Source organism: Streptomyces sp. NPDC000075 (genome assembly GCF_040301925.1).
Lineage (GTDB): Bacteria > Actinomycetota > Actinomycetes > Streptomycetales > Streptomycetaceae > Streptomyces > Streptomyces polychromogenes.
Genome location: NZ_JBEPFL010000030.1, coordinates 69,679 through 83,063 on the forward strand (window position 1 = coordinate 69,679; position 13,385 = coordinate 83,063).

General features: G+C 74.0%; 9 protein-coding genes and 1 pseudogene. 2 read left to right on the plus strand and 8 right to left on the minus strand.

Annotation, left to right across the window (positions count from 1 at the left end; all coding sequences use genetic code 11):
* Positions 1–457: 457 nt before the first annotated feature.
* Entirely contained in the window at positions 458–1,030 is a 573-nt protein-coding gene (locus ABT403_RS28955) for a peptidylprolyl isomerase (protein WP_351650182.1), read from the minus strand.
* 498 nt (positions 1,031–1,528) lie between these two features.
* On the opposite strand from ABT403_RS28955, the gene ABT403_RS28960 reads away from it, so the two are divergent.
* Positions 1,529–1,912 carry a nuclear transport factor 2 family protein gene (locus ABT403_RS28960; RefSeq protein WP_344155089.1) on the plus strand — a complete coding sequence of 128 codons (384 nt, stop codon included), beginning with the start codon at positions 1,529–1,531 and terminating at the stop codon, positions 1,910–1,912.
* A gap of 259 nt (positions 1,913–2,171) precedes the next feature.
* Here the strand turns inward: ABT403_RS28960 and ABT403_RS28965 are convergent, their stop codons facing one another.
* The gene (locus ABT403_RS28965; protein ID WP_344155091.1) at positions 2,172–2,807 is read right to left on the minus strand and encodes a hypothetical protein; all 636 of its coding nucleotides are present in this window, start codon (positions 2,805–2,807) and stop codon (positions 2,172–2,174) included.
* Between the two features lie 515 nt (positions 2,808–3,322).
* Complete coding sequence (locus ABT403_RS28970) at positions 3,323–3,487, minus strand: hypothetical protein (RefSeq protein WP_344155094.1); 165 nt, start codon at positions 3,485–3,487, stop codon at positions 3,323–3,325.
* Positions 3,488–3,538: 51 nt separating this feature from the next.
* On the opposite strand from ABT403_RS28970, the pseudogene ABT403_RS28975 reads away from it, so the two are divergent.
* A pseudogene (locus ABT403_RS28975) lies at positions 3,539–3,985 on the plus strand (transposase family protein); the annotation flags it as partial.
* A gap of 78 nt (positions 3,986–4,063) precedes the next feature.
* Here ABT403_RS28975 and ABT403_RS28980 read toward each other — a convergent pair.
* The 5 genes from ABT403_RS28980 to ABT403_RS29000 are packed head-to-tail and all read right to left on the minus strand — an operon-like array spanning position 4,064 to position 13,382.
* On the minus strand, positions 4,064–4,513 hold the full coding sequence (locus tag ABT403_RS28980) for an effector-associated constant component EACC1 (RefSeq protein WP_344155097.1): 450 nt from the start codon (positions 4,511–4,513) through the stop codon (positions 4,064–4,066).
* On the minus strand, positions 4,510–8,859 hold the full coding sequence (locus tag ABT403_RS28985; RefSeq protein WP_344155100.1) for a caspase, EACC1-associated type: 4,350 nt from the start codon (positions 8,857–8,859) through the stop codon (positions 4,510–4,512). The genes ABT403_RS28980 and ABT403_RS28985 overlap by 4 nt, the downstream gene beginning before the upstream one ends.
* Entirely contained in the window at positions 8,846–11,176 is a 2,331-nt protein-coding gene (locus ABT403_RS28990; protein ID WP_344155103.1) for a transglutaminaseTgpA domain-containing protein, read from the minus strand. Before ABT403_RS28990 ends, ABT403_RS28985 begins: the two co-directional genes overlap by 14 nt.
* On the minus strand, positions 11,173–12,411 hold the full coding sequence (locus ABT403_RS28995; RefSeq protein WP_344155106.1) for a DUF58 domain-containing protein: 1,239 nt from the start codon (positions 12,409–12,411) through the stop codon (positions 11,173–11,175). Before ABT403_RS28995 ends, ABT403_RS28990 begins: the two co-directional genes overlap by 4 nt.
* Positions 12,408–13,382 carry an AAA family ATPase gene (locus ABT403_RS29000; RefSeq protein ID WP_344155109.1) on the minus strand — a complete coding sequence of 325 codons (975 nt, stop codon included), beginning with the start codon at positions 13,380–13,382 and terminating at the stop codon, positions 12,408–12,410. Before ABT403_RS29000 ends, ABT403_RS28995 begins: the two co-directional genes overlap by 4 nt.
* Between the last annotated feature and the right edge of the window lie 3 nt (positions 13,383–13,385).

Below are 13,385 nucleotides of genomic sequence, written 5' to 3' on the forward strand. Positions count from 1 at the left end.
CTTCCCTCCCAGCCGGGGGCGCCGGGGCGGGTCGGCCTTCGGCTGCTGCCGACGGTGGCGATCACCTCATGCCCGGTAGCCGGGCAGGCCGGCCAGGCGTCCACCGGGCGGAAGGGGCGTGCCACAGGCGAGGGCAGGTGTCACGCCCGGGCAGGAAGTTTGAGTGGCGAAACTCTCGGAGCCGGGTCGTGTTCAGTCGATGGGGTGATGCGCCGGTGAGAACGGCCGGCCAGCGCACCTGCATCCGCGTCGACGGTTCAGGGCTGCGCGTGGAAACGGTGCAGGCTGCGTTCTGATTCGGCGGCCTCATGGACTGCCTCGGCACAGTCGCTCGGCTTCGATGGCACGCGATCAAGGTTCGATGGCGTAGGAGCGTCTGTCCTGTGCCATCGAACTTTGAGTGATCGCAACGGCCGGAGGCCAGTCCCACAGCCCGTCGGCGTCAGATCCGTGTGGCCTACCTCGCGGCGATAGTCACGTCCTGGAGGGTGAGCTTCTTGTGGGGTGCGCCGTCGCCTTCCCCATTCGCGTTGTCCGTTCCGGCCCGCGCGACCTCCTCCAGGATGTCCATGCCGCTGGTGATCTTGCCGAAGACGGTGTAGTTCGGCGGCAGCTCGGAGTCGCCGTAAACCATGAAGAACTGGCTGCCGTTGGTGCCGGGGCCCGCGTTGGCCATGGCCAGGGTGCCCTTGGCGTACTCGGCCGTCTGCTTGCCGGATGCGGCCTTCGGCAGGTTCTCCTCCCCGTACTGGTAAGCCGGCCCGCCGGAGCCGGTGCCGGTCGGGTCCCCGCACTGGAGCACCTTCAGCGCCCCAGTGGTCAGACGGTGGCAGTACGTCCGGTCGAAGAAGTTCTTCTCGGCCAGGTAGGTGAAGGAATCGACGGTGCAGGGGGCCTTCTTCCCGTCCAGGTCGAGCTCGATGTCGCCCAGGTTGGTCTTGAGGGTGGTCTTCACCGTGCCGGTGTACGGCGGCTGGGCGGGGGGCTTTCCCACGTCCTTCGCGTCCGGCCCCGTGTTGGTCGAGAACACGCACTCGCCGCGCTTGGCGGTGGGTGAGGGGGGTGCCGCAGGGTCCACAGCGGCGGCCGCGGGGCTGAGGACGGGTTCCGAGTGTGAAGCTGGAGCCGCGGCGACGAGTCCGGCAAGGAGCGCAGCACCGGCAACGCCGCGCAGAGCGGTGAAGATCATGGAGGGTCCGTTCGCAGTCCGTACAAGGCTCGATCTTGGTAGCGGGGAAGGCGCCCACCCGGAAGGAGAACTCGCACAAGTCGCCCCAACGAGGTGACAGGTGTGATCAAACTCTGATGGCACAAACTCGCGTCCGTCAAAGTTCGATGGCACACGATCAGCGTTGGGTGGCACGGGACAACAGTCACAACCCCAGGCCCGCCTCGTCCGCGTGAACCCCACCCACCCCGACATCCCCTCCGACCTGAAGGAACGGGCTCTGCCAGTCCCCGTCGGCGCCGATCACCTGCTCGACGCACTCACCGCGCCGCAGGCCGCGGCCGGTCCTACGGTGACCCCATGAGCGATCCGGAGAAGAACAAGGCCACGGCCAAGGCGTTCTACGACCTCATGTTCAACGACTGCCGCCCCGCCGAGGCCGTCGATCGCTTCGTCGGCGACACCTACATCCAGCACAACCCGCACGTCGGCGACGGTAAGCAGGCGTTCATCGACTACTTCGAGCGCATGGCCGCCGAATACCCCGGCAAACACGTCGAGTACAAACGCGCCTTCGCCGACGGCGACCACGTCATCCTCCACTGCCACCAGACCTGGCCAGGAGACGACGACTACGCGGGCATCGACATCTTCCGCTTCGACCAGAACGGAAAGATCGTCGAGCACTGGGACGTCCTCCAGGTCATCCCGGCCACCTCCAAGAACGACAACACCCTGTTCTGACCAGGCCACGGCCGTTCTCCACCACGACGCCGCGCTGGCGCAGGCCTGGACCGGGGCCGCTGGCCTTGATGTTGAACAGGTAGCTGTCGTGGCCCTCGCGGTACGCCTGGCGGATCTGGCCGCGACCGCCGTGGCAGATCGCGCGGGCCAGACGATGGCGGGACTCCTGCTAAGAGCGCCCGCGCTGGGCTTGTCGTGGTGTCCGGCGTGGTAACGGCCAGGTACGGGCTGGAAGCGCCTCAAGTGGTTCGTGTGCGTGTCACCAGTTCCTGGGCCAGTGAGAACGCGGCAAGGTCTGCGGTGGTGGCCAGGGTGAAGTGAAGGGGAGCGCCGCGACGGCGGGTGATGACCGCGCGGGGGTGGCCGTTGCTCGGCTCCCGCTTGCTGAGCGCGGTGATCTGGGACCAGGGGTGAGATGCTCCCCGCCCGTCTCCCGGCTGACGACTCCGAATACGGTCAGTAGCAGACTGGGCTGGGCGTGCCCGTTTGTGGCGGCGGGGGACAGAGGGACTGCGCCCATGCCGTTCAGGTCCGTGCGCATCTTTATCCTCGCCGTTTCCACGGCGATCGGGGCGTCGTGGCGGGCGGTCCTGCGCCGGCTGCGGGCGTACCGCAAGTCCTCCACCCCGGTATGTGTGGCAACCCCGAGAGCGCCGAGGATCACGGCTCCACCGATGGAGGAGAGGATCACCTTCTTGTTCTGCCGGTTCTCGGCGTCCTTGGCCGCGATGTCGTCGTAGCCGTACGCGCCGTCTGCCGTCGTGCAGGAGTCGCCCGGTTTCATGTCGTGCCCCGCGCACTCCTTGGCTCCGTCACCCAAGTCGGGTGTAAAACCGAAGAGGACGATCAGCACCCCGATGGCGCCCATCACGAGTGGCTTGGTGTACTCGCTCACAGCCCCTGCCTCCTTCCTCATTGGACAGTGCCACTATCCAAGGAGAGAAGCTGGCCGGCTAGGGCTCGGGCAGGATCGACTGACACGATCTCTGAGACGGCGAAACGCCCCGGCTTGCCGGGGCGTTTCGTGCGTGCGCTCGGTTCAGCGCAAGCCGTCTGTGCAGTCGTGCTCTTCGCCGATTGGGAATGGCAGGGGGTCATCCCCCGGGTCATCGCTGTACATGGCCGCGGAGACCGCCCTGTCGTAGGCATCGTTGAGGTCGTCACCGCTTGCGCCGAGTATGTTCTCCCAGTCAAATCCCATACCTACAAGCCTACCCGTAGTGTTCGAGGAGCCGAGCGATGTGGGCGTTGAGCTCGTCCGCCTGGGCAAAGATCGCAGCTTCCTCTCCTGGGAGGATGGGTCGCGCGGCCAGCCTCGTCATCGGGCTAGGCCGGCAGCCCAGCGCCCGATCGCGGACTCCTGGCGTTGGGTACGTCGCCTGGATGTCGGGCGGGCCTGCGCGTGGTGGTTCACCCGTCGGGGCTGGTCAGCTTCTCGATGTTCCGTGCCGCCTTCTGCTGCTGGGCCTGCGCCTCAGCCGCCGCTCCCACGCTCGCCGTGCGTGCCGTCTCCAGCCGCGCCCTCGCTTCTCGTACCACCGGGATGGGGCCCATCAGGCCGTACGGCTCGATCACGGGGCCGGGTGAACTCCACGTCCGGTCACCACAGCCCGCCGCGACGTCCAACGGCCGGTCCCGCAGCGGGGCGGGACCGGGCCCGGCGGGGGCCACCCCTGGTGCCTGCCGCTACCGGACCGGGTGTTGCTGGTGGCCGTGTACTACCGCACGAACCTGACCATGCGGCAGCTCGCTCCGCTCTTCGGGATCTCCCCGGCCACCGTCTGCCGGGTCATCCAGCGGCTCCGGCCACTGCTGGCACTGGAGCCGGCACTGCGGCCTGTCGCCGACGTAGTACGGCTGTGGATCGTGGACGGCACCTTGATCCCGGTCCGCGACCGCACGATCGCCGCCTCATCCCGGAACTACCGGTTCTCGGCGAACGTGCGGGTCATCATCGACGCGGACAGCCGCCTGGTCATCGCCAGCGCACGCCCTCCACCAGGCCACAAGGCCGACGCCCACGTCTGGCGCGAGTCGGACCTTCCCCTGCCCGCTCCCGCAGCGGCGCTCGTGATCGCTCCTCGACGACACCGTCGCCGTCAGAGGCACGCGACCCGTACGACGTTCACCGCGTCCTTGCGCAGAGCCGGGTCAGAGGCCGGGACCCGGCAGGGCCTCGGGGTCGGGTGGTGCCCCGGGGCCCGGCGAAGGGGGCAGCGGGTGGGGGGAGTTCGCGTCGTTCTCGACGGCGCGGGCGATCTCCCCGAGGAGGACGCGCGCCGACTCGGCACCGGAGGCGTTCGTACCGTCGACCGTGATCACCGTGCGCCCCCCGCCGTCCCTCTCCCAGGACACCCTGAACCGGCCTGCGCGCAGCCGGATCCACGACTGCACGACGGCGCCGAGCGCCACCACCCCGGCAGCGCCGACCTCGGCGATCAGCCCGTACAGGTCACCGCCCAAAGTGCCTGGCCGGATCGGGGCGCGCAGTTCCTCGACCCGGCCCAGGCTCGGCTCCGCACCGAGCCTGGCCGCGAGGTCGCGCCAGTCGTCGGCCTCCACCGGATCGGAGGGGCCGTCCGAGGTGAAACTGATCCTCATGAGATTCCTTTTCCGTCGCGGTGCGTCTCGAAGGGTGGGGCGGCGGCGGGGAGCGAGGTCCGCTGGGGAGTGCCGCCGCAGGCGGAGTCCAGGGTGCCCCGGCCGCCGTAGGCGGCCCAGCGGGCCTCGGCCTCGGTTCCGGACGGGGGCGGAGCGGTGCACAGGGCCGAGAGGAGGGCGCTGCGGGACAGGTCGGAGATCAGTACGGGTCCGTCGGCGACCGCGGCGGCGAGCCCTCCCGACGCCGACAGGGCGAGGGCCGTCACCCGGCCGTCGCGCCGGGGCAGTTCCGCCAGCGCCCGCCACTGCCCGCTTCCGGTACGGCGCCACAGGCGGATGGTGCCCCGGTCGTCGCCGGTCGCGGCCAGGGCTCCGTCGGGTGCCAGCGCGACGGCCGTGGGGGTGAAGCCCCGCATCCCGGGCCCCGTCCACGGAGCCCGGCCCGGCCGTGCGTAGGCCTCGACCCCGGTGAGGCCGCCGCCTGCCGCCAGGGCTCCGTCGGCGCCGGAGACCAGGACCGTGTCCGCCGCCGGAGCACTCCCCGCCGGCTTGAGCGCGCGCGGTGACGAGGGCGCGGTCAGGTCCCACCAGGAGCCGGTGAACCCGGTACGCCCGTCGGGGGCGAGGGCCACCGGAGCGGTGGACGCCGCCCCCGTGCCCTCGACCGAGGACAACAGGCGCGGACGGGCGGGCGGGTCGGCCTCCCACCATTCGACGGTGCCGTGCGCGGTACGGACCGACAGCCGTGCGGAGCCGGAGGCCAGGGCCGCACGTACACCCGGTACCAGGGCCAGCGGACCCGCCGCACCCGTATCCGTGGTGTTCCACAGCTCCACGCCCCGCCCCCGGACCACCATCAGGGTGTGTCCGTCGTGGGCGAACGCCAGGTCCTGGACCCGTTGCCCGCTCGCCGCCGCCAGCCCGGCGGGGACGGGCACCACCGCACCCGTGACCGTCCGTACCGAGACCGCCCCGTCCGCGCCGCCGACGGCCAGGGCCTGTCCGTCGGGCCGGTACGCCACCGCCGCCGCGCCGGCCACCGGTGCGGCGCCGATGGCCCCGGGCTGGCGCAGGGCCCGGGTGTCCCACACCCGGGACGCGGCCGCGTCCGTCACCAGCAACCGGAGTCCGTCCGGCAGGAAGGCCGCCATCCGGGCCGCGCCCTGCCCCGAGGTCTGGCCCAGCAGCGCCGGGACGGCCCCGTGGACGTCCCACACCTGGACGCCCTCGCCACCGGGCACCGCCAGCAGCCCTCCGTCGGCCGAGAGTGCGGGCGGGGCGGCGGCGGCTCCCGCCGACGCGACCGTACCCGTACGACGGGGCTCGCCCGGCAGCGACCACAGTTCGGCCGTCCCGTCCTGACGCCGGACCGCCATGACGCTCCCGTCGGCCGAGACGCTCGTCGCCTCCGAGTACGGGCCCGACGCCCCGGGCAGGAGCTGGGGTGGGCCCTCGGTGCCGTCCTGGGCCACCCGCCGCACCAGCAGCCGCCCCTGGCCGTCATGCCCGGTCAGCATCCGGCCGCCCGCGCCGTAGCGCAGCGCCTCGCCGGCAAGGGTCCGTATCCGCGCCGGCCCCGCCGGTTCGACGGATACCAGACGGGTGGAGTCCTTGCCCGTGAGGGCGACGGTGGCGGAGTCGTGCGAGAACCCCACGGCCTCCACGAATCCGGTGCCGTCCGGCACCTCGACCTTGCGGACCGGCTCCGGTCCGGGCGCCGCGGCCTCCCAGAACAGCAGGAAACCGTCGGCGACCGCGAGGATCCATCGCCCGTCCGGTGAGAAGGCCAGTCCCACGACGGGGGCGCGGGTACGCAGCGTGGTGAGGGGCGACCGGGTGTCGACGGCCCACAGCTGTACTCCTCCCCCGCTGGCCAGAGCGACCACGGGGCGGTCGGACGCGGCGGCGTACGAGGTCGCCGCCGGCAGGTCGCTGGCGCGGCCGCCGGAGTCGGCGGGGCGCAGGCCGGAGTTCGCGATCAGCGCGGCCCACGACTCGTCGGTGGGGGCGCTGCGCTCCGCCCCCACGGCGAGGCGCGCCGCCAGCGGCGGGTCGACGTGGCGCAGCGTCAGCGCCGATGCGGCGAGCTGCCGGGACCGCAGGGCCCCGGCCTCGGCGTCGGCCCGCCCCTGCGCCCGGTGGGCGACCCATCCCAGCACGGACGCCGCGGCCAGCACGACGGCGGAGGCGGTGGCGCCGAGGGCCAGGAGACGGCGCCTGGTCCGGGAGCGGCGGGTGGTCGAGCGCTGGCGCCTCACCGAGGCGTCGAGGAACCGCAGCACCTCGGCGCCGACCTCCAGCGTGCTCCGGTCCTGGGTCAGCTCCAGGGCCCGGCTCAGTGTGTGGCCCCGGTAGAGGTCCGCGTCGGTCTCGCCGGCGTCCCGCCAGGCCGCCGCGGCATCCGTCAACTGGGCGTGCCGTACGCGCCATTCGGGGTCGGCCGCGAGCCACCTGCGCATGAGCGGCCAGTCCCGCAGCAGGGCTTCGTGAGCGGGCTGCACGGCACGCCCGGTCTGCGTCAGCAGCCCGGCCCGGAGCAGCCGGTCCAGGAGGGGCTCGGTGTGCCTGCTGCCCAGCTCGCGCACCAGCGCGTCGCGGTCCACGGCGGTACGGACCGGCGGTACCCCCTCCAGGGGGCGGCCCGGTCGGATCGTACGCAGCAACAGCTGTTGTGCCACGAGCCGTTGGTCCGGGCCGAGGCCGCGCAGGACCTCGTCGGCGGACTGGGTGATGGCACCGGCGATGCCCCCCGCCTCACGGTAGCCGCGGATGGTCATGACGCCGTTGGTCCGCCGCTCCCAGGTCGCCGTCAGCGCCTGCGCGAGGTGGACGAGGCTGGTGGCGACCGGGGCGGAGAGTTCCTGGCCCCCGGGGGCGGGGCCGTGGCCGAGATCGGCCAGGATGAGGTCGAGCAGGCCCGCTTCGACGCGCAGGTGCTCCTGACGCGCGGGCTCCGTCACGGCGGCCCGGATCTCGGGGGCGGACAGCGGTGGCACGACGAACTGGTGCTCCGTCACGGCCCGCACCAGTTCGGGACGTTCGGCGCAGGCGGCGAAGGAGTGGGCGGTGAGCGAGAGCAGAACGGCCACGGGGCCGCGCGGAGTGCCGCCGAGCGCGGCGAGCTCCGCGAGCGCGCGGATGAAGGCGGTGCGCTCGTCGGCGTCCTCGCAGAGGTTGAAGGCCTCCTCGAACTGGTCGACGACCACGGCGTGTCCGAGTCCCGGCCGGTGCAGCAGGTCCGCCACCGCGTGGGGTTCGTCCGCGAGGAGCCTCCTGAGGTGTCCGGCGGGCAGCCGGGTGGGTGCGGACAGGGCCTGGGCCAGCGCGTCCAGGGGGTGCTCCGTCGGGGTGAGGAGCACGGGTTCCCATCCCAGGGGCAGACCGGCGGGGCTGGCGCCGCGGCGCAGGGCGGGCAGCAGTCCGGCGCGCAGCAGCGAGGACTTGCCGACGCCGGAGACACCGAGCAGGATCAGCGGCAGTCCGGGGTGGCCGGGGCCGGTGAGCGCCGCGGCGAGGTCCCTGCTCAGCTGTTCGCGGCCGTGGAACCAGCGCCGGTTCGACTCCTCGAACGGGGCGAGGCCCGGATAGGGGCAGATCCCCGTGTCCGGGGGGCCGGGCACGATTCCCGAGTCGGATACGAAGGCCTTGTTGCGGGCCAGGGCGAACCATGCGGAGGTGCTGTCCTGCTGGACGTGCGGCTCCAGCCCGCGCCCGGCGAGCCGGCGCCGGACGTCCTCCAGGGTGAGGTGGGCCGACGCCCCCGGATCGCCCTCGTCGAGGAGGGCGAGCAGTTCCCCGGAGAACACGGTGTGCGTCGCGCCGGCCGGTGCCAGGGCCGCCTCGTCGCGGGCGGCCGCGGGCAGCAGGTAGTGGCGGCGCAGCCCGGTGAAGGGATCGTCGGCGGCCCGGCCGCCGTGGCAGCAGTCGAGGACGGTGATCAGCCGCTCGGGTTTGTACCTGCGCACCAGGTCGAGGATCTGCCCGAAGCCGAGCGTGTTGTACGGGAGGGTGTCCGGGTGGCCGGTGGTGGCGCGGGTGCACAGGCGGAGCTCGTTGTGGGTTCCGACCAGTCCGTGGCCCACGTAGTAGAGGAGCAGGGTGTCGTGGGCGGCGCGGGCGGCGTCCGACACCGCCCGCGCGAAGGTCTCCGCGTCCGGCGGGTCTTCGAGTACCGTCAGCTGCCCGGGGCCGACCCCGCAGTGTTCGCGTAAGGCTGTGGCCAGGTCCGCCAGGGTGCGGTGCACGGCGGGAACGGGCGGCAGCACCTCGGGGTCGGCGCTGAGCCCGCTGCCGATCAGCAGGACGTGGCACCCCGGCGCCGCCAGCCCCAGGTCAGTGCTGCTCAACGCGTTCCTCCTCCGTTCGGGGGCGGGCCGGTAGGGCGCGGGCGGGCAGCACCCGGGCCGAGAGGGCCGCGGGCAGCAGGACCCGGGCCGCTGAGGTGAGGGCCCGCAGCCGGCGCTCGGGCCGCAGCTCGTCCCGGATGGACTCGGCCAGGAGCCAGGCCAGTTCGGCGTCCTGCGGGCCCATCGTTCCCAGGGAGGGATCGGCCGCCCGCTCCTCGGCGGTCGGCTCGCAGAAGCGGGCCCTGGTGGCGAGCTGTGCCAGGGAGACGGCGGAGGCGCGGACGGCGGCCGCGGGCCCGGCCCGCGAGAGCAGCCGGGCCGATTCCACCAGGGTGTGCGAGGGGTCGGGCGGGTCGGCGCCCGCGGCGTCGAAGGCGTGCCGGGCATCGAGCCAGGCGGCGAGTACCCGTCGCGCGGGTGTGGCCGCGCGACGCCCCGCGCGCCGGCGCGCCACGGGCCGTAGGAGGACCAGCCAGATGCGGGCGGCCGCCCCCGATACGGCGAGGGCCGCGAGGGCCGCCGTCGCCCAGCCGGCCCAGGGGATGCCGGAGGCGGCGCCGATCCCCTGAGCGTCCCCCGGCCGCGCCGCGCCGGTGGGGGACGCCCCGCCGCCCGCGCCGGGCGGGGACGAGGACGAGGACGAGGGGGAGGGCGGGGACGAGGGGGAGGGAACCGGTGCGGTTGTGACGGGGCTCGGTTCCGGACGGGCGTCGTCCTGGTCGGGCAGGCCGGGAGCGGGGACGGGGTCGAAGGGCAGCCAGCCGACGCGGTCGAAGGCGACCTCGGTCCACAGGGCCGCGTCCCGGGCGAGGACGGTGCGTGGGCCGCTGCCGGCCGGGACGCGGAATCCGACGACGATCCGGCACGGCAGTCCTTCGAGCCGGGCGGCGAGCGCGTACGCGGCGGCGAAGTCCACGGCAGAGCCCTTGCGGTCGGCCAGAAACCGGCTGAGCGAGGCGATCGGCTGGCTCAGTGGCGCGTTGGACGTCCGCCGGTACTCCCGCGACAGCTCGGAGGCGAGGGCCTGGGCCCGCCCGTACGGGGTGCCGGCGGCGGCGTGGACCCGGTCGGCCAGCTCCCGCAACGACGGGGGCGCGGAACCGGGTACGTCCAGCGCCTGCGGGAGGCCGGATGCGGGTGACAGTCCGGCCGCCTCGGCGGGGGTGACGGCCGGGGCCGCGCCGCCCGTGGCGCGGTAGCGTGCGTCGGGCGACAGGGCTGAGGCGGTGAGCACCGTGCGTTCGAAACGGTTGAACGACAGGCGGGTCCGCTCGGAACGCAGGGCCACCGGAGCATCGGGGACGGGCAGCAGCCGGCCCGTCAGGTTCCGGATCACGGCCGAGGAGCTCCCTCCCCTCTCCGCCCGCCCTGCGGCGAGGGGCCCGAGGACCGGATCAGCGGGCAGGGGTCCGAAGACCGGGGTGAAGACGTCGTGGAGGGTCCACTCGCGGCCGTCGTAGGAGGTGAGCGAGGCCAGCCGCCAGCGCTCCGGTCCAGCGGCCGGGCCGGAGGAGGGCGGAGCCCCGGAGGGGCCGCCTTCCACGGTGAACAGGGCCTCGTCGGGCTGCTGTTCCCACTGTGCGTACTGGGCCAGCGGGCTGCTGACGGCGGCCGACTCCTCGACGGCCGGACGGTGTTCACGCGGATCGTACGGTGCCGGGCCCGTCGGCCACAGCGTCGCCAGGACGGCGGCGGCGACAGCGGTGACGCCCGCCGGCGCCAGGACGAGCCAGGCCGTGCGGGGGGCCACGGCCGGGCGCGCCAGGGTGGCGGCGACCACCGCGACGAGCGCGACGACCTGGCCGAGCAGCGATCCGCGGCCGGGCAGGCACAGGGCGATCGCGACGACGAGCAGGGCGAACGCCGGGAGCGTGGCGGCGGTGACCCGGCGGGCCCGTACGGCCAGCTCCGCCCCCGCGGCCGAGGCCGTCCACGTCGCGGTGAACGGCACCGCCAGGAGCACCGGGTCCGCCGCCGCCGGAAGCGGCACGTCGAGGAACGCGGCCCACGCTTCGACGGCCGTACCCGGCAGCGTGCCCAGCGGGGGCACCCCTTCCGGGGGCGGGAATCCGTGGAGCACCGCCCACGCGGTCAGGAAGCACAGGCCTGCCGACAGCGGCAGCGAGACCTCCACCGGCAGCCGCCTTCTGCCCCCGGCCGCCACGACCGCCAGGACGACGGGCACCAGGGTCGCCACGGCCAGCGGCAGCGCGAGGGCCTCGTACCCGAACGCGCGGTGGAAGGCGGAGCCGGCGACGGCGGCCGCCGAACCGGCGGGCAGGGCCCGGCCCGCCGCGCGCCCGAGGGCCCCGCTCACGCCCGCCTCCGGGGCGCCCCGCCCACGGCGGAGGCCCACAGGAGCAGGGCCTGCTCCGCGTCGCGGGCGTGGCGGTGGCGCACGGGGGCTGAGCCCGCGACCGGACCGTCGCCCCCTGGTTCGGCCCGGGGCGCGGCGGAGCCCAGGTGCAGCGCGACGACGGCGCACCCGCCCGTCGTAGGGGTCGGCAGGGCCCGGCCGTTCGCCGACTCGCCCGTCACCACGGTCAGCAGGCCCTGGGCGGGCACCCGGTACGGGCCCGGGGAACGGCCGCCCGCCGTCCCGGCGGCCGTCCCCGGCCGGGAACCAGGGCGGTCCTGGCGCGGACCCGGCGGGACGGGCGCGACCTCGGTCAGGAACTCCAGGGAGCGCGCCGCCCCCGACGGACCGGAAGGAGAGTTCAGCACTGCCCCGTCGCTCGTCCACATCCTCAGCGCCAGCCCCTTGCGGGCGGCGTCCACGGCGAGGGAGGCAGCCGTGTCCACGGCCTCCTCGAACGAGGCGCGGTCCGGATAGCAGTCGGCCCGGGCGTCGAACCAGAGATACCGGACGGGTTCCTCCACGGCGGTGTCCTGGCGCACGAGCAGTGTCGTGGTGCGGGCGCTGCTCGGCCAGTGGATGCGCCGTGCGTCGTCGCCGGTCCGGTACTCGCGGAGCATGTGGAACTCCGGCCCGTCGCGGCGGGGCAGGGGGCGGCCCGTCACCTGAGCGCTGTGTGCCCGGCCCCCTTGGGCCCCCGGGACGGGGAGGGTGCGCGGGAGGACCCGCAGCGTCCTGGCCCCGCCGGCCCGGCTCTCGCGGCGGAACAGCGCCAGGGGGTCGGTGACGCTCAGCGCCGAGGGCCCGATGACGAGGACGCCGTGGTGCTGCGGCGACATGCGCAGGACCAGGGTCGCACCGTCGCCGGCCGCCTGCGCGGCACCCCGACCCGCCGGGGTCCCCGGCAGCCCCGACGTCCCCTCGCTCACGAGGAGTTCCCAGGCCAGCGGTATCCAGGCGGGGACGGACGGCCGGTCGGCCGTCAGCGTCACCGTCTCCCCGCGCGTCACGGTCTCCCTGTCCAGCCGGGCCGGCCCGCCGTTCGCGGCGGCGGAGCGGACCAGGAGGGCTGCGGCGCCCAGGGAGAGCAGGCCGCCGACCGCGGGGGCGGCCAGGGCCGCCGTGCCCAGGAGCCACGCGCAGGCCGGCAGGACGAGGCTGACGCCGAGCACTCCGGCGCCGCGGGCCGTGATCACCGGGGTACCGCCACGGTGGCCAGGACGCGGCGCAGGACGTCCTCGCCGGTGAGCCCGTCGAGGAGGGCGCGGTCGGTCAGCAGCAGCCGGTGGGCCAGTACGGGGCCGACGAGGGCCTTCACGTCGTCCGGCGTCACACCCTGCCGGCCCTGGGCGAGGGCGTGGACCCGTGCGGCCCGCAGCAGGGCGAGTCCACCCCGGGTGCTGGCACCGAGCCGGATGCCCGCGGCATGGACGTCCGAGCGGGTCTCGCGCAGCAGCAGTGCGACGTACCGGTGCACGGCCGGGTCGACCCTCACCCGGCGTGCGGTCTCCACCATGGAGGTCAGCACGCGGTAGTCGAAGACCGGTTCCGGGAGCGCCGGCCCCGGGGTGGGCCGGTCGTCGCGGGCGAGGATCTCGCTTTCCGCCTCCAGATCCGGCCGGCCGATGCTCAGCCGCATCATGAAGCGGTCCAGCTGGGCCTCCGGCAGCGGGTAGGTGCCCTCGAAGCCGATCGGGTTCTGCGTGGCCACCACCATGAAGGGACGCGGGACCGGACGGGCCTGGCCGGCCACCGACACCTGCTGCTCCTGCATGACCTCGAGCAGTGCCGCCTGGGCCTTGGGAGAGGCCCGGTTGATCTCGTCGCAGATGACGACGTGGGCGAAGACCGGCCCGGGGCGGAACACGAAGGTGCCGCCCCCCTGGTGGACCTCGACGCCCGTGACGTCGGACGGCATCAGGTCGGGCGTGAACTGGATCCGATTGCTGGACACGCCGAACGCCGCGGCCAGGGCCCGCGCCAGTGAGGTCTTGCCCACGCCGGGGACGTCCTCGATCAGCAGGTGTCCCTCGGCGAGCAGGCAGGCCAGAGCCAGCCGGACCACGTCCCGTTTCCCGTTGAGCACCTGGTCCACGGCCTGGGCGACGAGCTCGAAGCGGCCGCGGAAGCCGCGGAGCTCCTCTGCGGCGTCATTTCCCGCCGGCACCGG